This is a genomic window from Saccharothrix variisporea, assembly GCF_003634995.1.
Lineage (GTDB): Bacteria > Actinomycetota > Actinomycetes > Mycobacteriales > Pseudonocardiaceae > Actinosynnema > Actinosynnema variisporeum.
Genome location: NZ_RBXR01000001.1, coordinates 7244852 through 7267141, shown reverse-complemented (window position 1 = coordinate 7267141; position 22290 = coordinate 7244852). Strand labels below are relative to the sequence as shown.

Annotated in this window: 23 protein-coding genes; 9 read left to right on the top strand and 14 right to left on the bottom strand. The window is 70.2% G+C overall.

What is annotated here, in order from left to right; all coding sequences use genetic code 11:
- The first annotated feature begins 10 nt into the window (after positions 1 to 10).
- The 4 genes from DFJ66_RS33240 to DFJ66_RS33225 all read left to right on the top strand — a co-directional run bounded on the left by DFJ66_RS33240 (position 11) and on the right by DFJ66_RS33225 (position 4218).
- Positions 11 to 934: a GNAT family N-acetyltransferase gene (locus DFJ66_RS33240; RefSeq protein ID WP_121227163.1), complete on the top strand. Its 924-nt coding sequence runs from the start codon at positions 11 to 13 to the stop codon at positions 932 to 934.
- Positions 935 to 1037: 103 nt separating this feature from the next.
- On the top strand, positions 1038 to 1739 hold the full coding sequence (locus DFJ66_RS33235; protein WP_147459420.1) for a P-loop NTPase family protein: 702 nt from the start codon (positions 1038 to 1040) through the stop codon (positions 1737 to 1739).
- On the top strand, positions 1736 to 3631 hold the full coding sequence (locus DFJ66_RS33230) for a YhgE/Pip family protein (protein ID WP_121227159.1): 1896 nt from the start codon (positions 1736 to 1738) through the stop codon (positions 3629 to 3631). The genes DFJ66_RS33235 and DFJ66_RS33230 overlap by 4 nt, the downstream gene beginning before the upstream one ends.
- Entirely contained in the window at positions 3628 to 4218 is a 591-nt protein-coding gene (locus tag DFJ66_RS33225; protein ID WP_170199806.1) for a TetR/AcrR family transcriptional regulator, read from the top strand. Before DFJ66_RS33230 ends, DFJ66_RS33225 begins: the two co-directional genes overlap by 4 nt.
- Here the strand turns inward: DFJ66_RS33225 and DFJ66_RS33220 are convergent.
- The 3 genes from DFJ66_RS33220 to DFJ66_RS33210 are packed head-to-tail and all read right to left on the bottom strand — an operon-like array spanning position 4215 to position 5995.
- On the bottom strand, positions 4215 to 4796 hold the full coding sequence (locus tag DFJ66_RS33220; protein WP_121227155.1) for a Rossmann-fold NAD(P)-binding domain-containing protein: 582 nt from the start codon (positions 4794 to 4796) through the stop codon (positions 4215 to 4217). The two genes, DFJ66_RS33225 and DFJ66_RS33220, sit on opposite strands and share 4 nt — an antisense overlap.
- Entirely contained in the window at positions 4793 to 5389 is a 597-nt protein-coding gene (locus DFJ66_RS33215) for an AAA family ATPase (protein WP_246029998.1), read from the bottom strand. The genes DFJ66_RS33220 and DFJ66_RS33215 overlap by 4 nt, the downstream gene beginning before the upstream one ends.
- 9 nt (positions 5390 to 5398) lie before the next feature.
- Entirely contained in the window at positions 5399 to 5995 is a 597-nt protein-coding gene (locus tag DFJ66_RS33210; protein ID WP_121227153.1) for a TetR/AcrR family transcriptional regulator, read from the bottom strand.
- A gap of 65 nt (positions 5996 to 6060) precedes the next feature.
- Here DFJ66_RS33210 and DFJ66_RS33205 point away from each other — a divergent pair, with 65 nt between their 5' ends.
- Positions 6061 to 6516, top strand: coding sequence for a DUF1453 family protein (locus tag DFJ66_RS33205; protein WP_121227151.1), 456 nt, complete (start codon positions 6061 to 6063; stop codon positions 6514 to 6516).
- Positions 6517 to 6625: 109 nt separating this feature from the next.
- Complete coding sequence (locus DFJ66_RS33200) at positions 6626 to 7234, top strand: hypothetical protein (protein WP_121227149.1); 609 nt, start codon at positions 6626 to 6628, stop codon at positions 7232 to 7234.
- 150 nt (positions 7235 to 7384) lie between these two features.
- Here DFJ66_RS33200 and DFJ66_RS33195 read toward each other — a convergent pair whose 3' ends face one another.
- From DFJ66_RS33195 to DFJ66_RS33185, 3 genes are all read right to left on the bottom strand, one after another.
- Positions 7385 to 8137, bottom strand: coding sequence for an STAS domain-containing protein (locus DFJ66_RS33195; RefSeq protein ID WP_121227147.1), 753 nt, complete (start codon positions 8135 to 8137; stop codon positions 7385 to 7387).
- 87 nt (positions 8138 to 8224) lie between these two features.
- Positions 8225 to 9523 carry an alpha/beta hydrolase family protein gene (locus tag DFJ66_RS33190; RefSeq protein ID WP_246029997.1) on the bottom strand — a complete coding sequence of 433 codons (1299 nt, stop codon included), beginning with the start codon at positions 9521 to 9523 and terminating at the stop codon, positions 8225 to 8227.
- Positions 9524 to 9537: 14 nt separating this feature from the next.
- Positions 9538 to 10044, bottom strand: coding sequence for a GNAT family N-acetyltransferase (locus DFJ66_RS33185; protein ID WP_121227143.1), 507 nt, complete (start codon positions 10042 to 10044; stop codon positions 9538 to 9540).
- A gap of 76 nt (positions 10045 to 10120) precedes the next feature.
- On the opposite strand from DFJ66_RS33185, the gene DFJ66_RS33180 reads away from it, so the two are divergent.
- Positions 10121 to 10564, top strand: a complete 444-nt coding sequence (locus DFJ66_RS33180) for a winged helix-turn-helix transcriptional regulator (RefSeq protein ID WP_121227141.1) — start codon at positions 10121 to 10123, stop codon at positions 10562 to 10564.
- Positions 10565 to 10624: 60 nt separating this feature from the next.
- Here DFJ66_RS33180 and polA read toward each other — a convergent pair whose 3' ends face one another.
- On the bottom strand, positions 10625 to 13294 hold the full coding sequence (gene polA / locus DFJ66_RS33175) for a DNA polymerase I (RefSeq protein ID WP_121227139.1): 2670 nt from the start codon (positions 13292 to 13294) through the stop codon (positions 10625 to 10627).
- A gap of 112 nt (positions 13295 to 13406) precedes the next feature.
- Here polA and DFJ66_RS33170 point away from each other — a divergent pair, with 112 nt between their 5' ends.
- Together DFJ66_RS33170 and DFJ66_RS33165 are read left to right on the top strand one after the other, a co-directional pair.
- On the top strand, positions 13407 to 13769 hold the full coding sequence (locus DFJ66_RS33170) for a hotdog fold thioesterase (protein ID WP_397556297.1): 363 nt from the start codon (positions 13407 to 13409) through the stop codon (positions 13767 to 13769).
- Positions 13770 to 13772: 3 nt separating this feature from the next.
- Positions 13773 to 14330: a DUF4352 domain-containing protein gene (locus DFJ66_RS33165; protein WP_246029996.1), complete on the top strand. Its 558-nt coding sequence runs from the start codon at positions 13773 to 13775 to the stop codon at positions 14328 to 14330.
- Between the two features lie 741 nt (positions 14331 to 15071).
- Here DFJ66_RS33165 and DFJ66_RS33160 read toward each other — a convergent pair.
- From DFJ66_RS33160 to DFJ66_RS33130, 7 genes are all read right to left on the bottom strand, one after another.
- Positions 15072 to 15776, bottom strand: coding sequence for an ABC transporter ATP-binding protein (locus DFJ66_RS33160; protein ID WP_121227135.1), 705 nt, complete (start codon positions 15774 to 15776; stop codon positions 15072 to 15074).
- Positions 15766 to 16506 carry an ABC transporter ATP-binding protein gene (locus DFJ66_RS33155; protein ID WP_121232094.1) on the bottom strand — a complete coding sequence of 247 codons (741 nt, stop codon included), beginning with the start codon at positions 16504 to 16506 and terminating at the stop codon, positions 15766 to 15768. The genes DFJ66_RS33160 and DFJ66_RS33155 overlap by 11 nt, the downstream gene beginning before the upstream one ends.
- Positions 16507 to 16538: 32 nt before the next feature.
- Positions 16539 to 17681, bottom strand: a complete 1143-nt coding sequence (locus tag DFJ66_RS33150) for a branched-chain amino acid ABC transporter permease (RefSeq protein ID WP_121227133.1) — start codon at positions 17679 to 17681, stop codon at positions 16539 to 16541.
- Positions 17678 to 18640, bottom strand: coding sequence for a branched-chain amino acid ABC transporter permease (locus DFJ66_RS33145; RefSeq protein ID WP_121227131.1), 963 nt, complete (start codon positions 18638 to 18640; stop codon positions 17678 to 17680). The genes DFJ66_RS33150 and DFJ66_RS33145 overlap by 4 nt, the downstream gene beginning before the upstream one ends.
- 134 nt (positions 18641 to 18774) lie before the next feature.
- Complete coding sequence (locus DFJ66_RS33140; RefSeq protein ID WP_246029994.1) at positions 18775 to 19950, bottom strand: branched-chain amino acid ABC transporter substrate-binding protein; 1176 nt, start codon at positions 19948 to 19950, stop codon at positions 18775 to 18777.
- Positions 19951 to 20255: 305 nt separating this feature from the next.
- Positions 20256 to 20858 carry an ANTAR domain-containing response regulator gene (locus DFJ66_RS33135; RefSeq protein ID WP_121227127.1) on the bottom strand — a complete coding sequence of 201 codons (603 nt, stop codon included), beginning with the start codon at positions 20856 to 20858 and terminating at the stop codon, positions 20256 to 20258.
- Between the two features lie 181 nt (positions 20859 to 21039).
- Positions 21040 to 21912 (bottom strand): hypothetical protein, encoded by an 873-nt coding sequence (locus DFJ66_RS33130; RefSeq protein ID WP_246029993.1) that lies wholly within the window; start codon positions 21910 to 21912, stop codon positions 21040 to 21042.
- Between the last annotated feature and the right edge of the window lie 378 nt (positions 21913 to 22290).

Below are 22290 nucleotides of genomic sequence, written 5' to 3'. Positions count from 1 at the left end.
CCTGCGGGGCATGACCGTCAGTCGGGGGCTGGTGGAGGCGCAGGGTGCGCGCTTCGCGTGCATCGACCCGTTGCTGCCCGCCGTGACCGCCCCGCCGGACGGGGACGTCGTCACCGCGGCGCTGCCGGACGGGACCCGGGTCGCGGGCGTGCTGACCAGGCAGGTGCACGACCGGCGCTCGGCCGCGCGACTGTGGTCGGCCACCGAGGTGTGGGAGCTGACCCCGCTGCTGGGGTCGGGCGGGGCGGCGGCGATGGACGCGCTGCTGCGGGCGTGGCGGCACCGGATGGACCGGGTGGGCGCGGCGGACCACGACTCGGCGTGCGTGCTGACCTGGCCGAGCCGGGACGCGGAGGCCGCGCGGGTGCTGCTCGACCACGGCCTGGTGCCGCTGTCGGTGATCGCGGTGCGCCGGGCGGCACCCCCGCCACCGGACGGGTCGCTGGTGGTCCGCCGGGCCACCCCGGCCGACCTGGACACCGTGCTCACCCTGGCGCTGGCCGAACTGCGGTACTCGGCGCTCGTCGGCTCGACCGTCGACCGGCCGGAGGCGCCGGAGCTGAAGCGGCGGACGCTGGCCGAGCGGTTGGCCGCGGGCGGCCCGGCGTGGCTGGCCGAACGGGACGGGATCGCGGTCGGGCTGGCGGAGTGCGCCGTGGTGGTGTCCGAGCCGGGGAACTGGACCTCCACGCGGCTGCCGCCGGGGCGGTGGGGGTACGTCAACTGCGTGTCGGTGCTGCCGGGTGCCCGGGGCACCGGGATCGGGCGGCGGCTGATGGCCCACGCGCACCGGGAGCTGCACCGGCTGGGCACGGTCGGCACCTACCTCTACTACAACCCGCCGAACCCGCTGTCCTCGGTGTTCTGGCCCCGGCAGGGGTACCGCCCGCTGTGGACGGTCTGGGAAGTGCGCCCGGCCGGCGCGCTGCGCTGAGCACCCTCATGCTGTCGGCGTAGGTCACACGTGTCCGAGTTGCGAGCGGCCCTCGCCTGCGCCACTATTTGAACTGACCGGTCAGTTCAAAGGAGGGTTCCACGTGGAGATCCACGCCCAGCGCGTCGGCGTTGCCGGGCCGCACGGTCCGCTGCTGAAGCCGACCGGACTGCGCGTGCCACCGGGTGAGGCGGTGCTGGTGGCGGGCGCGCCGGGCACCGGGCACACCGCGTTCGGGCTGGTGCTGTCCGGGCGGATGCGGCCCACCACCGGGTCGATCTCGCCGGACGCCTCCGTGTTGCGCCGCCACGTCGTGCTGGTGGACTCCCCCGGCGTGAACGAGCCCGAGGCGTCGCTGACGCTGGCGGGCGTGGTCGGCGAGGAACTGGCCATCAACGGGCACCGCAGCGGGCGCAAGGCCGTCGCGGACTGGCTGGTCGAGCGAGGTGCGGACGAGTACCTGACCACGCGTTACGAGTACGTGCCCGCCGACCTGCGGTGCGGGTTGATGCTGGAACTGGCCGCCGGGCGGCCGGGTGCCGAGGTGCTGGTGCTGGACACGCCCGACCGCTACCACGGCGACCCCGCCGGCTGGTGGAAGCTCGCGCGCGAGCAGGTGACCGCCGAGCGGTCGGTGGTGGTGCTGTGCACCACCGTGTCCGCCGCCGCGCTGGACGTCCCCGCCGCGCGCCTGGGCGCCCCCAACGACATCACCGACACCCCCGACGACGTCACAGACACCACCGACGTCACAGACACCACCGACGACAACGCCGCCGCCGGAACCGAAGAGGAGACCTCGTGACCGCCCTGCGGATGGCGTTCAACGAACTGCGCCGCATCACCTCCGGCAAGCTGCCCAGGCTCGCCGTGCTCGCCCTGTGCCTGGTGCCGCTGCTCTACGCCGCCTTGTACCTGTACGCGAACAAGGACCCGTACGCGAACCTCAAGCAGGTGCCGGCGGCCCTGGTCGTGGAGGACAAGGGCGCGACCACGAGCGACGGCCAGTTCAAGAACGCGGGCGAGGAGGTCGCCGCCGAGCTGGTCAACGGCGACAAGTTCGACTGGCACCGCGTGAGCGAGGAGGACGCCGAGGCCGGCGTGCGCGGCGGCAAGTACACCTTCGCGCTGACGCTGCCCGAGGACTTCTCGCAGGCGCTGCTGTCCTCCGGCGACTTCCAGCCCCGCAAGGGCGTGATCATGCTGACCACCAACGACGCCAACAACTACCTCGGTTCGACCATCGCCAACCAGGTGGTCGCGGAGGTGCGCCGGTCGGTGTCGGTGCGGGTCGGCGCGGAGGCGGCGGACAAGTTCCTGCTGGGCTTCTCCACGATCCGGCAGAAGACCGTCGAGGCCGCGGACGGGGCCACCAAGATCGCCGACGGGACCCAGCGGGCCTACGACGGCAGCGTGAAGCTGGTCGACGGCGCGGTGCCGCTGGCGGACGGGTCGGCGCAGGTGTCGGCAGGGCTCAAGCAGTTGCGGGACTCGACGGCCGACCTGCCCCGCAAGTCCCAGCAGCTCGCAGACGGCGCGAAGCAGGTCTCGGACGGCAACGAGACCGTGGCCCGGACCGCCGAGGACTACGCGGCCAAGTCCCAGGCCCTGGTGGGGCGGCTGGACCAGCTCAACGGCGACGTCGCCAACCGCTTGCGCGCGCTGGGGTTCACCGAGGAGCAGGTGCAGCGGGTCGTGCAGGCCATGACGGACGTCCGCGCGCCCGTGGACGACGCCAACGGCAAGGTGCAGAGCACCGCCGGGCAGCTGCGGACGCTGTCCAACGGCTCCAAGCAGGTCGCGGACGGCGCGGCGCAGCTCGCCGCGGCCACCCCGGCGCTGACCGACGCCATCACCCGCCTGAACGACGGCGCGGCGCAGGTCGCGGCGGGCAACGCCCAGCTGCGCGACGGCGCGATCGCGTTGCGGGACGGCGAGAAGGAGCTGGTGGACGGCACGGTCAAGCTGCGCGACGGCCTGAACGAGGGCATCAACCAGATCCCGAACCCCGACGACCCGACCCGCCAGGCCACCGCCGACACCATCGGCGACCCGGTGAACGTGCGCGGTGTCAGCCAGACCTCCGCGGGCACCTACGGCGCGGGCCTGGCCCCGTTCTTCCTCGGCCTGGCCACCTGGATCGGCGCGTTCGTGCTGTTCCTGCTGCTCAAGCCGCTGTCCAAGCGGGGTCTGGCGGCCGGGCAGAACGCGGTGCGGGTCGCGGTGGGCGGCTGGCTGCCCGGTGTCCTGCTGGGGGCGGCACAGGTCGTGATCATGTTCTCGGTGGTGGCGCTGGTGGTGGACATCCGGCCGTCGCACCCGTGGGGGACGCTGGGTTTCCTGCTGCTGACGTCGGCGACGTTCGTGGCCGTGCTGCACGCGTTGAACGCCCTGTTCGGCGCGGTCGGCAAGTTCATCGGCCTGGTGCTGCTGATCCTCCAGCTGGTCAGCGCCGGCGGCACGTTCCCGTGGCAGACCATCCCGGTGCCGCTGTACCCGCTGCACTACGGCCTGCCCATGGGGTACGCGGTGGACGGCCTGCGGCACCTGATGTACGGCGGCTCGCTGGGCAGCGTCGGGACGGACGCGCTGATCCTGGTGGCCTACCTGGTCGGCGCCCTTGCCTTGTCGACGCTGGGCGCGTACAAGCAGCGGGTGTGGACCCCGTCTCGACTCAAGCCCGAGCTGGTGCTGTGACCGGCACGCGCCCCGGCCGCACGGCCGTCACCAAGCAGAAGCTCTTCGACGCCGCCCTGAAGCTGGTCGGCGAGCGGGGTGCGGCGAGCGTGACGGTCGACGAGATCGCCGCCGAGGCCGGGGTCGCGAAGGGCACGGTGTACTACAACTTCGCCAGCAAGGACGCCCTGGTGGACGCGCTGCTGCGGCACGGCGTGGACCTGCTGGCGAGCCGGTTGCGGGTCGCCGAGGGCGAGGCCGAGACCGACCGGGCGATGGAGTCGCTGGTCGACGGGATGCTGGGGTTCTTCGCCGAGTACCCGGCGTTCGGGCAGCTGCTGGTGAGCGAGCTGTGGCGGACGCCGGGGCAGTGGCACGGCACGTTGTCGCTGCTGCGGGACGACATCGTGTCGATCGTGCGCGGGCAGATGCAGCGGTTGTCCGACGAGGGGCGGTTGCCGGAGGGGGTGCAGGTCGGGACGGCGTCGGCGGCGTTGTTCGGCACCCTGCTGGTGATCGCGCTGGACTGGCAGGTGTTCCAGCCCGAGCGGACGCTGGCCGACGTGCGCGAGGCCGTGCTGCTGCTCGTGCGCGGCCTCAAGCCCTAGGACCGCACCACCCAGGTGTCCACCTCGCCGATCTGGTGGATCGACGGCGCCTTGCCCTCCAGGGCCCGGTGGACCGCCTCCAGCACGCCGACCGACGTCTCCTCGTGGCTGAGCCAGCGGGTGGTGGAGCCGTGGCGGATGAAGCCCAGGACGACCTGTTGGGTGGGGTGGCCGGTCAGGATCGGGTCGCGCACGCCCTCGCGGGGGTTGATGTCGCCGATGTCGTGGACCTCGACCACCGGCGCGTGCGGGGCGAGCAGCGGGGCCACGGCCTGCAGGACCGGCACGCGGTAGCTGGCGTGCACCCAGGCCACCAGGAGGTCCGCCGGGGTCCCCAACACGGCTTCCACGCGCTCGGCCAGCTCGTCGGGCCGCGACCAGTCGGCTTCCACCAGCTTCGGCTGGGGACCCTCTTGCTGGGGTGTGTGCCCGCGCCTGCCCAGCGCCCGCAGGGCCGCCGAACCGGGGCCGGAGCCCGCCCGCCGGCTCGGGAGCACCACCCGCCAGCCCTGGGCCAGCAGTTCGTCCGAGCAGCCCTTCAGCATGCCGGTCCCGCCCAGCACCAACGCCGTCCTCATCGCACCGACCTCTCGCCGCGCTCCGCCGCGCGCCGGAGGGGGCCGGCACGCCACTGGTCGACCTCACGCTGCCCGCGCAGGCGCACGACCGCCAGTCGAGGGCCGTGCTCGCCCGCCAGGACGGCGGCCACCCGCTCCCCCGTCCGGCGGTGGGACTTCCACGCCCAGCGCAGGATGTGCTCGCGGTCGGTGAACACGGTGCGCAGGGGCGGCTCGACGTTGCCGTTGCACACCTCCTCGTTGCGCAACCGGCGGACCACCGTGCGCACCGTGATCCGGCGCAGCACGGTGTGCTTGCGGTGGTCGAGCCAGATCAGGGTGTCGGCGCGTTCCAGCAGCAGCGGCCGGGCGCGGGTGTACTGCCACTCGGTGGCCCACGCCTCGCCGCGCACGAAGGCCCGGACGTCGTCCTCGAACTCCGGGCGTGGGGTCCACTGTGGACCGTGGTACAGCGAGTCCATCTCCACATAGGACAGGCCGAGCTCGTCGGCGATCTGGCGGGCGAGCGTGGTCTTGCCCGCGCCGGAGGTGCCGGCGACGACGACCCGCCGGGGCGACCGGGGCAACTCGTCAGCAGGTCCCAAGAGCGGCACCGGGCCAGGCTACCGCCGTGCCGCCTCGAGTCCATCGAGGTGGCGGCGCAACACGGCGCGTATCTTCGCCGGGGTCATCAGGTCCGGCTGGAGCACGGCGTTCACGGCCAGCCCGTCCAGCAGCGCGGCCAGCCGCTCGACCTCCTCCTCCCCCGGCACGCCCGAGCGCTCCAGCACCCGGCCGACGATCATCCGGATGCCCTCGTACAGCCGGCGCGCGGCGGGGCGCAGGGTGGGCCGGGTGCGGGCGGCCTGGGAGAACTCCAGCCACACCACGGCTTCGTCGTGCCGGTCGGCGTCCAGGGGCAGCAGTTCACCCAGCAACTCCTCCACACCGGCCCGCCGCTGTTGCGACGTGGTCGCGTCCCGGATCTCGTCCACACGGGCGAACACCCGTCGTTCGACGCGGGCGATCAGCTCGTCCAGCGCGAAGGACAGCAGCTCGTCGTGGTCGGTGAAGTAGTGGCGGACCGAGCCGATGGCCAGACCCGCCTCCTCGGCGACGTTGCGCAGCGACGCCTGTTCCAGGCCCTGGGCGCGCACCACGCGGAACACCGCCTCGGCGACGGCGCGGCGGCGGGCTTCGGGATCGACGACCTTGGGCACGGCACCTTTTTAGCACAGCTGTGCTAGCTTATTTGGCACAGTCATGCCACAAAAGGGGGAACATCGTGCTGACCTGGGTGTTGATCGCGGTCGGGATCGTCGTCGTGGTGGTCAAGCGGTTCGTCGGCGAGCCCCTGTCCGCACGGGACCTGCTCGTGCCGCCGCTGGTGCTGATCGGGATCGGGGTGCACGCCCTGTGGCAGGTCCACCTGACCGCGCTGGACGTCGTGTGGGTCGTCGCCGGGTCGGTGGTCGGCATCGGGTTGGGCGCGGCGCGCGGGGCGACGGTGAAGGTGTTCGCGCGCGACGGCGTGCTGTGGCAGCGGTACACGCCGTGGACGCTCGCCGCGTGGGCCGGGTCGCTGGTGGTGAACTTCGGCCTGGGGTGGGCGGCGAGCGCGTCCGGGACACCCGCGGACGTTCGGCCGATCACGTTGTCGATCGGCGTCGGACTGCTCGGCGAACTGGCCCCGATCGGGCTGCGCGCACTGCGTTCGGGTACTCCGTTCGCCTGTTCTTGAGATGCGATTCACGTAACGCCGGATCATTTGTGCGGAATCGGTGAATTTCCGTGTCGGAACGCGGCTTCGACCCCTCATACTGTGCGTACTTCATCCAGGGGGGATTGCCATGACCTACCCGGACTCCGGAAGACCCGAGAACCCGCCGTCGTTCCCGGTGCTGGAGCCCTACGACCTGCACCCGGAGCAGGTTGCCCAGACGGTCGCACAGCCGGTCGGCCAGCCGCCGCAGGCCACGCCCGCCGGCGGGTTCGCCCAGCCCGGACCGCTGGGCCAGGCGGGAGGCCAGACGACGTTCACGCCGACCGGATTCGACCCCACCGCGACTTCGCCGACCCCGGCACCCGCCGCCGCGCCGCGGAAGAAGACCGGGCTGATCGTGTTGTCGATCATCGCGGTGCTGTTCTTCGCCACCGCGGGCGTGTTCGGCGTGCTGTACGCGAACGAGTCGAGCAGAAACGACCGGCTGACCGGTCGGGTGGCGGACCAGGAAAAGCAACTCTCCGATTCCGCGAAGCAGCTCAAGGACGCCAAGGACGAGACCACCAAGGCGAAGGACGCGCAGAAGTCCGCCGAAACCGCCCGCAAGCGCGCGGAGGACGACAGCGCCTCGGCCGCCAAGTGCCGGGACGCCGCCCGATCGCTGCGCGAGGCGATCATCGCGAACGACGACGGCAAGGCCGACCAGGCCGTGCGGGACCTGTTCGGCATCTGCTGACCGACAAAGCCGGCCGCGTGGCTGCCCAGCCGCGCGGCCGGTTTTGTCGGTGGTGCGTGGGAGAATGGAAGCGGGGGCCGGAGGCCGGCCCCGACACTGCGATCCCGCCACCCGAGCCCGACCGACCGCAGCCCCGCAACCCCCGCGCGCTCACCGCGGATCGGGCAGGGCGACGGCGGCCCAGACGATGTCGCCCCGGTTGAGCGTCGGCGTGCAGCCGCACGCCGTGGCGAGGCGGTGCAGGCGGGTCAGGTCCGGGCCTCGGGTTCGGCGGCCCGGTTTCGCGTCGGTGTAGCGGACGGCCACGGTCAGTTGCCGGGCCGTGCGCTCCACCCGCAGTTCCATGGTGGTGGCCCGACTCGCCGTCCGCCGGGCGATCGCGACCAACTCGGCCGACAGCAGCACCGCTCGGGCCGTCACCTCGTGCAGGCCGCCCCACGTCTGGCACGTGCGGCGGGTGAAGTCGCGGGCCAGGTCCGAGGGGTCGACGTCGGTCGGCAGCACGGCCTGGTCGCGGCGGCGCGGCGGTGGGACGCCGACGTCGGCCAGCGCGGTGCTCAGCCGGTCGTGGCAGGGCAGGAAGCGGCGCAGGCCGGTGCGCGAGAGCAGGCGGCGGTGCCGGTCGGTGGTGGCCACCAGCACCACCGGCACCCCCGGCCACCGGCAGCACCGCAACCACACCGCCCCGAACACGCCGGCGAGCGTGTCGCTGCCGACCTCCAACGCGGGTCCCAGCACGACGACCACGGCGGCGGGCTGCTCGGCCACGTGCTTGAGCAGCCCGTCCCGCAGGCCGACGTACGTCGTCAGGTCCAGCCGCCCGGCCGGTGACAGCAGCACCACCTCGCCCCGCGCCCGAGCGCGCAGGTCCAGACCGGCGGCGGCTTCCGGCACGGTGTCCACCCCACCATCCCTACCGGCACCGGGCCGTTCCACCAGCAGGCGTGCGCCGGGCACCACCCGGATGTCCGACCGCCGATCGATACCGCCTCAGCAGGCGGGGAACAGCCTGCGGCTGCCGGTGCCGTAGGCGGTCGGGTCGGTGAACCGGCACCCGTAGGTGGGTGCCGCCACCACCGCCGGGTCGTCCACGACGTCGCCCTCCGGCCGCTTGCCGGTGTCCACCCACCTCACCAGGTCGTCCCAGGCCGCGCCCGCCTCGGCCGGGCTGAACTCGCAGTGGTTGACCGCCCGGATGGCGCGCTGCACGAGGGCGTCGCCGCGGCCGTGCAGCAGCACGTCCCGCCGGTACTGCTGCTCCATCGAGAACGGCACGAACAGGTCGCCGAGGTCGTGCAGGGACAGCACGGGCGCCGTCGGGCGGCCGGCGATGCGCGGCACCTCGGTGAGCTTCGGCGTCAGCCGGGCCTTGACGTTCTCCGGGTACACGCGCTCGACGCGGGCGTTGAGGTCGACCGGTGCGTTCGGCGCGTACCGGGTGAGCACGTTGGTCGCCACCTGGCTCGGGTCGGTGGACAGCGCGTCGCCGGTGCTGGTGGCGGACAGCTGGAACAGGAAGTCCTTCCAGAACCCGAACGCCGCCTCCGCGCCGGGCCGGGGACCGCCGGACCGGTTGACCACGACCTGCGCGAACTGCTTGCCGAGGTCGTTGGGCGTGCCGTTGAGGCCGAGGGCGTCCTTGATGCGCGGCACGACGGCGGTGAGGTAGTCGTCGGGCAGCGGGTAGGCGTCGATGCCGGCGAGGGCCTGGGCGACCACCTGGTAGTCCAGGAAGAAGTCGAACAGCTCGTGGTCGCCGAGCACGCCGCACATCGGCAGCGCGCCCTTGTAGAAGTGCGGGTACTGCTCCAGCGAGCGCCCGGTGACGTGGCCGCCCATGGAGACGCCGAGCAGGAAGACGTCCTTGGGCTTGTCGACCAGCTTCGCGAACTCCTGCGCGAGGTCGTGGGTGCTCTCGACGCCGGCCTTCACGTCGTAGTTGTTGGCGTAGTAGCTCGACGCCGCCCACGCGAAGCCCTGGTCGAGCAGCTTCTGGCGCAGGCCGTAGGCGGGCGGGTCGACGGTGAGCACGGTGCTCGCGCCGCGGTAGCCGTGCGCCCACATGGCCAGTCGGCCGTTCCACCGCGGCGGGACCTCGATGGTGTAGGCGGCGTGCTCGTGGACGCCTTGCAGCACGCGGCTGGGCTGTCCGCCGACGTTCGCGGGTGGCAGCGGCGGGTTGTCGATCGTGTACCCGGGGAGCGGCTGGTCCGACGGCGGCGACGCCGAGGCGGGGGGTGTTGCGAGGAGGAGCACCAGGACCGCGGTCAACCCGAGTACCTTTCGCATGACCTGCATTCTGGTCACCAGCGCAAGTCCGCCACCAGCTCCTCGTGGGTGAGCGTGAAGGTGAGCGGGTAGGTCACGCGGACCACCTCGTCCTCGGTGGGTTCCAGGCGCGCGCCCGGGAAGGCGCGGCGGACCAGCGCCATCATCGCCAGGTTCTCGTGCAGGATGTCGCCGGTCAGCGCGGAGTAGTCCAGCTCGACGGCGAGGTTGCCCAGGGCGGTGATCAGGCGCGTGCCGATCCCCTTGCGCTGCCACCGGTCCACCACGGCGACGGCCATCTCGGCGCACCCACCGCTGGTGGCGGCCAATCGAGCGATTCCGACCGCTTTCTGGCCGCACTCGGCGACGACGGCGGCCCGCTGCCAGCCGTCCAGGTCGGTCAACTGGCGGCGCATGGACGCGGTCAGGCGCGGCATGGGGGCGTGGAACCGCAGGTAGCGGCTCTGCGCGGAGAGCCCTTCGAACACCGCGTCGACGGCGGCGCCCGCCCCGGCACGGTCGAGCACGCGAACGGTGGTCATCGGGCACGCCCCCTAGGTTCGGAAACCGAACCCTAGCTGGGTCCGGTTTCCGAACGCAAGGGGTATTCTGAGGGTCATGTCCCGCGTGAAGGTCGTCGACGAGCTGTGCACGTTGTCGCTGCCCGCCGCCCTGCTGGGTGAGCGGTGGACGCTGCTGCTGCTCCGGCAGGCGTTCCTCGGGACGCGCCGCTTCGAGGACTTCCAGTCCGCGATGGACATCTCGCGCAGCGTGCTCACCGAGCGGCTGGCGACCTTCGTCGACGAGGGCATCCTGCGCCGGGTCCCGTACAAGGACTCCCGCACCCGCTACGAGTACCGGCTGACCGAGAAGGGCCTGGACCTCTACCCGGTGCTGATGGCGCTGCGGAAGTGGGGCGACAAGTGGATGGCCCCGGCGGACGGCACGTCGTTCGACCTGCACCACAAGGACTGCGGCGGCGACGTGGACGTGAAGGTCGAGTGCACGGCGTGCGGCGAGAACCTCGGCGCGCGGGACGTGCGAGTCACCCGCCTGCGCTGAGGACGTTCGAAGGTGTGATGCGTGCGGCGAGCCGGGGTGGCCCGCCGCACGCAGGGGTGACTAGTGGGCGGCGTCGTCCCAGGAGCGGCCCACGCCGACCGAGACCTCCATCGGCACCGACAGCTCGTAGGCCTTGCCCATCTGCTCCCGGACCAGGGCCTCGACCGCCTCGCGCTCGCCCTCCGCGATCTCCAGCACCAGTTCGTCGTGCACCTGGAGCAGCATCCGGGACCGCAGGCCGGCCTCGTCCAGCGCCCGGAACACCCCGAGCATGGCCACCTTGATGATGTCCGCGGCCGAGCCCTGGATCGGGGCGTTGAGCGCCATCCGCTCGGCCATCTCGCGGCGCTGGCGGTTGTCGCTGGTCAGGTCGGGCAGGTAGCGGCGGCGGCCGAGGATGGTCTCGGTGTAGCCCTTCTTGCGGGCGTCCTCGACCACGGCGTGCAGGTAGTCGCGCACGCCGCCGAAGCGGGCGAAGTACGCCTCCTTCTGCTCGCGCGCCTCGGCGGTGGAGATCCGCAGCTGCTGGGCCAGGCCGAACTCCGACAGCCCGTACGCGAGGCCGTAGGACATCGCCTTGACCCGCCGGCGCTGCTCCCCCGTCACCTCCGAGGTCGGCACGGAGAACGCCCGCGACGCGACGAACGTGTGCAGGTCCTCACCGGACCGGAACGCCTCGATCAGGCCCTCGTCCTCGGACAGGTGGGCCATGATCCGCATCTCGATCTGGCTGTAGTCGGCGGTCATCAGCTCCGCGTACCCCGGGCCTACCACGAAGGCCTCGCGGATGCGGCGGCCCTCCTCGGTGCGGATCGGGATGTTCTGGAGGTTCGGGTCCGTCGAGGAGAGCCGACCGGTGGCGGCGATGGTCTGGTGGAACGTGGTGTGGATGCGGCCGTCGTCCGCGACCGACTTCAGCAAACCGTCCACAGTGGACTTCAGGCGGGTGACGTCCCGGTGCGCCAGCAGGTGCTGGAGGAACGGGTGCTGCGTGGCCTCGAGCAGGTTCTGCAGCGCGTCCGCGTCGGTGGTGTAGCCCGTCTTGGTCTTCTTGGTCTTCGGCATGTTCAGCTCGTCGAACAGCACCGTCTGGAGCTGCTTGGGCGAGCCGAGGTTGATCTCCTTGCCGATCACCGAGTACGCGTCCTGCGCGGCCTGCTTCACGCCCGCCGCGAAGTGCGCCTCCAACGCCGCCAGGTGCTCGGAGTCGATCGCGATGCCGACCGCCTCGACCTCGTCGAGCACGTGCATCAGCGGCAGCTCCAGCTCCGCCAGCAGGTGCGCCTGACCGGTCTCCACGAGCTGCGCGTCCAGCGCGTCGGCCAGCTCGGCCACCGCGAACGCCCGCACGATGGCCGTCTGGGCGCTCTTCTCGCGCTCCTCGTCCTCGTCGGCGAGCAGGGACAGCTGGCCGTTGTCGCTCTCCTCCGCGCGCAGCTCCCGCTTGAGGTAGCGCAGCGCGAGGTCGTCCAGCGCGAAGGACCGCTGGCCCGGCCGGACCAGGTACGCGGCCAGCGCGGTGTCACTGGTGACCCCGCGCAGCGTCCACCCGCGGGCCCGCAACGCGCGCAGCGGCAGCTTCAGGTCGTGGGCGGCCTTGGGGATGGCCGGGTCGGCCAGCCACGCGGCCAGCGCCCGGTCGTCCTCCTCGGTCAACGCGGACACGTCGACGTACCCGCCCTCGCCGCCCGCGAACGCCAGCCCCTCCAGGTCCACACCGGAGTGCTTGAACGCGAGCCCCACCCGGCCGCCGCGGGCGTGCTGCTGGAGCCACGCGGCCAGCGCGCCGGGCGCGATGGTGCCGCCGGAGACCTCGAAGCCCTCCTCGGCCTCGGGCTCGGCGGTGGACAGGGTGGCGAAGAGGCGGTCGCGCAGGACCCGGAACTCCAGCTCGTCGAACAGCCGGTGCACCGCGTCCCGGTCCCAGGGCTTGGCCGCCAGGTCGGCCGGCCCGACCGGCAGCTCGACGTCCCGGACCAGCTCGGTGAGCTGCCGGTTGAGCATGATGTTGGTCAGGTTGGCCCGGATCGCGTCACCGGTCTTGCCGGGCACCTCGTCCACGTGGTCGATCAGGCCGTCGAGCGAGCCGAACTGGTTGAGCAGCTTGACGATCGTCTTCGGACCCACGCCCGGCGTGTTGGGCAGGTTGTCCGAGGAGTCGCCGCGCACGGCCGCGTAGTCGGCGTAGAGGGCGGGCGTGACGCCCTGCTTCTCCAGCACCAGCTCAGGGGTGTAGCGGGCCATCTCGGAGACGCCCTTGACCGGGTACAGGACCGTCACCTTGTCGTTGACCAGCTGCAACGCGTCCCGGTCGCCGGTGCAGATGAGGACGTCGTAGCCGAGCGCGGTCGCCTGCGTGGTGAGCGTGGCGATGACGTCGTCGGCCTCGTAGTTGTCCTTCTCCAGCGTGGGGATGTTCAGGGCGGCGAGCACGTCCTGGATGAGGCTGACCTGCCCCTTGAACTCGTCCGGTGTCGCGCTGCGACCAGCCTTGTACTCCGCGTAGGCCTCGGTGCGGAAGGTCTTGCGGGAGACGTCGAACGCGACCGCGATGTGCGTGGGCTGCTCGTCGCGCAGCAGGTTGATCAGCATCGAGGTGAAGCCGTAGACCGCGTTGGTGGTCTGACCCGTGCCGGTCTGGAAGTTCTCCTTGGGCAGCGCGAAGAACGCCCGGTAGGCCATCGAGTGGCCGTCGACCAGCAGCAGGCGGGAGGCTTCTGAAGTGCTCACGGGGCGAGTCTAGGGTGAGGGTCCGACAGTCATGCACCGAGTGGAGCAGCCCGTGACGCCCAACCCCGCCGACATCCCCGGCGCCGACCAGGCGGTCGCCGACGAGCAGTTGATGACCCGCATGGGCATCGAGATCACCCAATGGGATGCCGACCGACTCGTGGGCACCATGCCCGTCAAGGGCAACCGCCAGCCCTACGGCCTCCTCCACGGCGGCGCCAACGCCACCCTGGCCGAAACGCTGGGTTCCATCGCGGCGGCCATGCACGCGGCCCCGGAACGCATCGCCGTCGGCCTGGAACTGTCCGTGACCCACCACCGGGGCGTGGCGGACGGCATGGTGACCGGCGTGTGCACCCCGATCCACCGGGGCAGGTCCACGGCGACGTACGAGATCGTCATCACCGACGACCAGGGCCGGCGCTCGTGCACGGCGCGGCTTACCTGCTTCCTCAGGGAAGCGCCTAAGGTCTGAGGGGTGCGCTGGGTACTGGGAATCGCAGCGGTCCTGTCGGTGGCGGTGTGCACCGGGTGCACTGACGTGCCCGCGGCCTCCGAACCACCACCCGCGTCCGCGTCGGCGACCTACCCGGTACCCAACGTGCCGGTCCGGCCGGACGAGAAGGTGCTGCGGGTCCCCACGGCGGGCGACGGCGAGGTCGCGTTCACCCTGCTGGGCCTGACGACCGAACTGCCCAGCCTGGTCGGCAGCCACGCGGAGATGCCGGCGTCCCAGGGGCAGTTCGTGCGCATCCGGATGTCGGTGATCAACAACGGGCGCAGCAGCGTGTCGTTCAACGCGCGCAAGCACGTGCTGGTGGACGACAAGAAGAAGGAGTACGAGGTCGACCTCCAGGCGATGCTGATCAAGCGGCAGCCGGACATGCTGGACCTGGGCGCGAACGTGCGCCTGGAGTACGACGTGTACTACGACATCCCGAAGGACTCGAAGCCCCTGGGCATCAAGGTCTTCGGCGGCCCGACGCTCGCCGACCCCCAGGACGCCTCCGGCACGGAAATCCTCCTGGCCCAATAACCCACACCCACTCGCCCCCACTCAATCCCCACTCGACCGCCGCAGGCGTGTTTTTCGCTTGGGCTGCCGCGCGGCACTCCCCAGCTTGGGCTTCTTGCTTGTGTCATCCCCGTATGGCCTGCCCGAAGGGCTACCGCATTTTCCGGGGGTTGCGGCCGAAATTTTTGTGAGGAACGAGCAAAAATTTTAGCGGCAACCCCCGGAAAATGTGGTAGGCTCCGCCAGGTCATACGGGGATGGCACAAGCAAGAAGCCCCCGCCCTTTCTTTTGTGTCCATCCTTGGCGGCCTGCCCGCCGGCGAGGCGCTTTTCGCTTTTCGCTTTTCAAAATCTTCAGGCGGAACGCTTCGCTCTCAAGCCGAACGCGCTTCGCGCTGGTACGCGCTGCGCGCTCGAAAGATGAAAAGCGGCGCTCGCCGCGCGGCAGGCCGCCAGCGGGGGGTGAAGGGCGTCGGTTCCCCCACCGTATGGCCTGGCGGAGCCAACCACACTTCGGGCCGGGTGCCGCTAAAACTTTTTGCTCGTTCCTCGCAAAAACTTTCGGCTGCACCCGACCCGAAGTGCGGTAGCCCTTCGGGCAGGCCATACGGCGGGGGAACCGAGGCCCTCCACCTGTGGTTGGGAACCACCGCGCGCTTCGCGCGCGAAGGAACGCGCTTTGCGCGGAAAGCCGTGGTGTGGCAGAAGGCCCGCCGGTTTCATCTGGGGGAAACCGGCGGGCCTTCGCGTGTTAAACCGTTCTCAGTGCCCGCCCAGGTAAGCGGCCCGGACCTGCGGGTCGTCCAACAGGTCCAAGCCCGGTGCGGACTTGACCACTCGGCCCGTTTCCAGGACGTACGCCCGGTCGGACAGCTTGAGCGCCTGTTGGGCGTTCTGCTCGACCAGCAGGACCGTCGTGCCGCGCTTGTTGATCTCCTTGATGATCTCGAAGATCTGCGCGATCAGCATCGGTGCCAGGCCCATGGACGGCTCGTCCAGGAGCAGGACCTTGGGCTTGGTCATCAGTGCCCGGCCGATGGCGATCATCTGCTGCTCGCCGCCGGACATGGTGCCGCCGAACTGGTTCTTGCGCTCGGCCAGGCGCGGGAACAACCCGTAGACCTCTTCCAGGTCCGCGCTCAGGTCGTCCTTGCGCATGTACGCGCCCATGAGCAGGTTCTCCTGCACCGTCATGCCCGGGAACACGCCCCGGCCTTCCGGTGACTGGCCGATGCCCAGCTGTACGCGCTTGTGGCCCGGGGTCTTGGAGATGTCCTGGCCGTTGAACACGATGCTGCCCGACGACAGCGGGCGGAGGCCGGAGATGGTCTTCAGGGTGGTGGTCTTGCCGGCGCCGTTGGCACCGATCAGGGAGACGATCTCACCCTCGTTGACCTGCAGGCTCAAGCCCTTGATCGCGGCGATCTTGCCGTAGTGGACGTGGATGTCCTTGACCTCAAGAAGCATCTTCGGACACCCCCAGGTACGCCTCGATGACCTTCGGGTTGTTCTGCACCTCGTGCGGCAGCCCTTCTGCGATCAGCTGGCCGAAGTCGAGCACCGCGACGCGGTCGCTGACGCCCATGACCAGGCTCATGTCGTGCTCGATCAGCAAGACGGTCCGGCCGCTGTCCCGGATCTTGCGGATCAGCTGCTGCAGCGCGATCTTCTCCGCCGGGTTCATGCCGGCGGCGGGCTCGTCGAGCAGCAGCAGCTTCGGGTCGGTGGCCAGTGCGCGGGCGATCTCGAGGCGCCGCTGGTCGCCGTAGGGGAGGTTCTTCGCGGTCTCGGTCATGCGTGCGGAGATGCCGACGAAGTCCAGGAGTTCCCGCGCCAGCTCGCGCCCGCGCTTCTCCTCCTTGCGGTGCCACGGCAGGTTCAGCGTGGCGCCGATGGCACCGGTCTTGTGGTGCGCGTCCGCGCCGACCATCACGTTCTCCAGCGCCGACATGTTGTGGAACAGCCGGATGTTCTGGAACGTGCGGGCGATGCCCTTCTTGGTGATGCGGAAGCGCTTGGTGCCGTTGATGCGCTCGCCGTTGAACAGCACCTGGCCCTCGGTGGGCTGGTACACGCCGGTGACCACGTTGAACACGGTGGTCTTGCCCGCGCCGTTCGGCCCGATCAGGGCGAAGATCTCGCCCTCGCCGATGCTGATCTTCGCCTCGCGCAGTGCCACGACACCGCCGAAGCGCATCGTCACGTTGTCCAGCTGAAGGACGGGAGTGCTCACTTGGCCGCCTCCGTCGTCGAGACATCGGTGTCCGGACCCGGGACCTCGGCGCCCATGGTGCCCATTCCGCCGGTTCCTTCGTGCAGTTCCGCCTTGCGCCGCCGCGACGGCAGCAGGCCCTCCGGCCGCAGCGCCATCATCAGCACCAGCACGCCGCCGAAGACCAGGATGCGGTAGTCGGCGAAGTCGCGGAACCGCTCGGGCAGCCAGCCGATGAGGAACGCGCCCAGGATGACGCCGGGCAGGTTGCCCGAGCCGCCCAGGACGACCGCGGCGAGGATCGTCGCGGACAGGATGAACGGGAACGTGTTCGGCTCGATGAACACGGCCTTGCCCGCGTAGACGCCGCCCGCCAGACCGCCGATCATCGCGCCGATGGCGAACGCGAGCAGCTTGAACTTGAACGTCGGCACGCCCATCAGCTCGGCGGCGTCCTCGTCCTCGCGGATCGCGGCCCACGCCCGGCCCACGCGCGACTTCTGCAGCCGCACCGAGAAGATGATGACCAGGGCGATCGCCGCGACCATCAGGTAGTAGTACGGCGCCGGGTCGAGCAGGAACTTGGTGCCGAAGATGGGCGGCGGGTGCGGGACGCCGGTGATGCCGCGGGCGCCACCGATCTCGTCGGTGTTGTTCGCCGTGATGCGGACGATCTCACCGAAGCCGAGCGTCACGATCGCCAGGTAGTCGCCGCGCAGCCGCAGCGTCGGCGCGCCGAGGATGACGCCCGAGACGGCCGCGAGCGCGATGCCGAAGACGACCGTCGCCCAGTAGTTCCAGCCGAAGTGGGTGCCGTAGTAGGCCACCGAGTAGCCGCCGATGGCGAAGAACGCCACGAACCCGAGGTCGAGCAGACCGGCCTGGCCGACGACGACGTTGAGGCCGACCGCCAGCAGGATGTAGGTGCCGATCGGGTAGACCAGCACGGTGGTCCAGTCGGAGCCGGGCGACATGAACTGCCCGATCGCCGGCGCGGGCAGGATCAGCGCGCCGACCACGAGTGCGATGTAGACCAGGTAGCGCTGCCAGACCTTCGCGTGCTCCCACCAGTCGCGCATCCGGTCGAAGCCGTGCCCGACGGCGCTCAGTCCGCCCCGCTTCGCGGGGGTTTCTTGCCTCGTCACTTCGTCGCCTTTCATGCGCGTGCCTTTTGCAGCGATTCGCCGAGGATGCCGGTCGGGCGGAACATCAGCACGACCACCAGGACGGTGAACGCGATGACGTCCTTCCACTCGGAACCGAGGAAGATCGCGCCCCAGTTCTCGATCAGACCGAGCACGATGCCGCCGAGCAGGGCGCCGCGCAGGTTGCCGATGCCGCCGAGGACGGCCGCGGTGAACGCCTTGATGCCGAGCACGAACCCGATGAGGTACGAGGTGTTCTCGATCTCCATGATGTAGAGGGAACCGGCCACACCGGCCATCGCGCCGCCGAGCAGGAACGTGACCCGCACGATGTTGTCGATGCTGACGCCCATGAGGACGGCCGCTTCGGGGTCCTGGGCCGTGGCCCGGATGCCGCGGCCGATCCGCGTCTTGTTCACGACCCGGTCCAGGGTGATCATGACCAGGACGGCGGCGATGATGACGATGACGTGGTCGAGCCGGACCTCGGCGTTGCCGATCTTGAACAGCACGTCGCGGGCGACGTAGCGGGGTGCGGAGGCCTGGTTGCGGCCCGGCTTGTCGATCAGCCAGGGGATCACCACCAGCGCGAACAGCTCCTGCAGGAACAGCGACGCGCCGATCGCGGAGATCAGGGCGGCCAGCCGCGTGGCACCGCGCTTGCGCAGCGGCCGGTAGGCCACCGTTTCCAGCAGGACGGCGGCGCCACCGGAGGCGGCGGCGGACACGAGCATCAACAGCACGAGCATCCCGACCATCGCGAACCCGGCGAGGGGAGCCGTCGGCGCGAACGCCAGCAGCGTCACCAGGGACGCGAAGGTGCCGATCATGAAGATCTCGGAATGCGCGAAGTTGATCAGGCGCAGCACGCCGTAGACCATCGTGTAGCCCAGGGCGACCAGCGCGTAGATCGAGCCGATCACCAGTCCACCCACCGTGCTGGGTAGGAACTGGTTGTACAGATCATCAAGCATGACAGGTTTGCCTCACGAGACGGGGCGGGGAGAGAGCGTCTTCGCCATAGTGGCGGGGAGCGGGACGTCGCCACACCAGCACGACGAACCCGCTCCCCAGCGCGCTAACTTGCTTCAGTACTGCCGTCTCGGAATCAGCCCTCGAGCTTGGCGCTGGCCGACGGGCCGAGCAGCTTGAGGACACCACCCTTGACCTGGTAGACGAAGATGTCGTTGTTCTCGGGCTCGCCGTTGGCCTTGAACTTGATCGGCTTGGACACGCCCTCGAAGCTGACCGTCTTGAGGAAGTTGTTGATCGCGTCCGAGGTGGTGTTGCCCGCCTCGACGGCCTTGATGAAGGCGGTCGCGGCGTCGTAGCCCTCGGTGGCGTAGATGGCCGGGTCGGCGTTGGCGCTCTTCTTGTAGTTGTCGAAGAACGTCTTCAGCGTGCCGGTCACGTCGGACGACGGGATGTTGCAGGGGCAGCCGACGACGGCGCCCTCGGCCGCAGTCGCACCCGCGCCGCTGACCAGCTGCTGGTCGAGCGAGCCGTCACCGGAGGCGAAGGTCGCGTTCACGCCGCCATCGCGCAGCTGCTTGAGCAGGCGACCGCCCTGGGCGTAGTAGCCACCGAAGAAGATCATGTCCGGGTTGGCGGACTTGACCTTGGTGACGGTCGAGGAGTAGTCCGACGCGTCCTTGGCGAACTTGTCGTTCTCGACCGCGACGCCCTTCTCCTTCAGCGTCTTGGTGACCGCCTCGGCGATGCCGACGCTGTACTCCTGGTCGTCGGAGAGGACGAACGCCTTCTTCGGGGACTTCGCCTTGATCAGGAAGTCGGCGATGCCGGGGCCCTGGTCGTCGTCGTTGGCCACGACGCGGTGCCAGTAGGTCCAGCCGTTCTTCGCCAGGCCCGGGTTCGTGGCGGACGGCGAGACGCTGGGGATCTTGTTCTCCTCCAGGGTGCCGCCGATGGCCTTGGACTCGCCGGAGAACGCCGGGCCGATGAGGGCGACGATCTTGTCGGTGCCGACGGCCTTGGTGATCAGCGAGGTCGCCTGGTCCGGCTTGCCCTGGCTGTCGTACTTGATCAGCTCGATCTTGTTCTTGGGGTTCTTGGCGTTGTACTCGTCGATCGCCATCTTCGCGCCGTTGTACGGCGGGATCACGATGGCGGAGTTCTCGCCCGTCAGGTCACCCATGAACCCGATCTTGACCGTCGTGGCGTCGCCGCCACCCGTGCCACCGCCACCGCCGCCGGCGCAAGCCGCAAGCACCAGCGACGAAGCCGCCGCCAGCGCGAGAACTCGGCCGAGTCGTGCTCCTGACACCGGAATACCTCCCATGACCAACCAGCCCGCCGGTAGGCGGAGCCCTCGCACGAGGGCTTGGGTTAGGGCAGGAACGTAGCTTCAGTTGAAGTCCGTGAACAGGTGGTCTTACTGCTCTGTGTCCACATCGTGACGGTAGTCACCGGGCAAATGCGCGGGGTTAACATCCTTAAATCCAGCTCAAATCGCCGCAGGTCACAGCACCAATGCGGGCAGTAACCAACAATGAGCACGACAGGGCGTCCGATACCCGAACAGGTAACCCTGAACAGGTAACGGACGCCCTGGGTGGTAAGCGGTCGAACTCAGCCGAAGTTTTCGATGACCGCTTCGGCGACGGCCTTCATGGTCGTGCGGCGGTCCATGGCGGTGCGCTGCACCCACCGGAAAGCCTCGGGCTCCGACAGACCCTGCTTGGTCATCAGCAATCCCTTGGCGCGCTCGACGACCTTTCGCGTCTCCAGGCGCTCGGTGAGGCCGGCGACCTCGTTCTCCAGCGCCTGCAGTTCGGCGAACCGGCTCATGGCCAGCTCGATCGCGGGCACCAGGTCGCGCTTGGCGAACGGCTTGACCAGGTAGGCCATCGCACCGGCGTCGCGGGCGCGTTCGACCAGGTCGCGCTGGCTGAACGCGGTCAGGATGACCACGGGGGCGATGCGCTTGCTCGCGATGGCGCTGGCGGCCTCGATGCCGTCGACCTTGGGCATCTTGACGTCCATGATGACCAGGTCGGGCCGCAGGTCCTCGGCCAGCGTCACGGCCTCGTCGCCGTCGGCGGCCTGCCCGGCCACCTCGTAACCCTCTTCGCGCAGCATCTCGACCAGGTCGAGTCTGATGAGAGCTTCGTCCTCGGCCACGAGCACGCGACGGGGCGCGGTGCGCTGGGCCTCGGCAGCCTGTTGGGTCACCGGGGTCCTCCTACAACTCGTCACTGGTGGCACTCGACGCGGTCGCACCGGCCGAAACGGCAGTCTACCGGCGTCGGAGCGGCGGACGGCCGGCGTCGGAGGGTGATCGCCGACACCGATGTCACTCCGTCGGTTCACAACGGTCTGACCTGGCCTTCCGCCGCTCCGGTGTGGACGTTGTTTACCTCACCGACTCCTGCGGCGGCTCCCACCACCCGGTGACCCCTTCGGGCCACTCGAACGCCGCCAGCGCCTCCTCCCCCGCGGGGTCGGGTCCTTCGACCTCCCGCAGGTAGAGGTCGTACCAGCCGGTGCCCAGGCCCAGCCCGCCGGTCGCGCTGGGCACCTCGGTGGCGTGCGGGACGCCGAAGACGGGGTGCAGGAGGCGGTCGGCGACGGTCGTGACGCCGAGGCTCTCGGGCCACTCCAGCCACCACTCGTCCTTGCGGGGCAGCGAGCGCACCCAGGGAGCTTTCGTGAACAGGTGGTACCGCCGCAGCACCGCGCTGCCCAGTCCGGTGGGCCGGGGGTGCTCCGCGAGGTGCTCTTCCTCGACGGCGGTGAGGGGGCCTTCGATGAACGGTCCGTGCAGGTCACGGCCCTTGAGGAGGGTGCGGACGTACTTCATGCCGACCGCCCAGGCGGCGTCGTCCACGCCGCTGAGGACGACGCTCGCGTCCAGGTCGAGCAGCCGGACCTCGACGGACCTCGGGTGCCTGACGACCCGCAGCCCGGCCACGCCCGCGACCCAGCGGTCCTCGTAGCGGGGCAGCAGTTCGTAGAGGAACGGGCCGAGGGCGTGCTCGGTGAGGTGCAGGCGGAGGGTGTCGGCGGGTTCGACGGCTTTGACCACGTGCGCCGGCCGCAGCATCGAGGCGGGCGGGCGGAGTTGCAGGTGGGAGGCCGCGTCGGTGGCGGTCTGGAGGAGGACGCACTCCAGCGCGCGCTGGTCGTCGGTGGGCGCGTCGGGCAGGAACAGCCCCCGGACGTCGGCCTTGCCGCGCAGCGCGTCGACGACCCGTTCGCGCCGGTCGTCGGGAAGGGCGTGCAACACCGATTTCACCGCGGGAACGGCCTGGGAGAGGTTTTCCCCGGTATACGCGCGGCGCAGGTCGACCAATTGTTCGGTCAACGACGAACGTGACATCGCAGTCCTCGCTCCCACCGCCCGGCTCGGTGCACAAGGACGCGGTACACGCGTCAACTGGTGGTTGGTGATCGAACTTCTCCGGGACAGGGGTGCCCACACCCCGCGGCGGATCATGCCACCCGTTTGCCGGGAGGTGGCTCCAGCCTCACGTCTGCCCACACACGCCGGTTGCGAGGTTACCAGCCGCATCCACCACTTATCTCCGGTCGCCCGAGGTGTCCTCACCCGGCTATGAGCCACGAATTGTCGTACCCCTCCGGGATAATGGTGATCGGGGGCCGG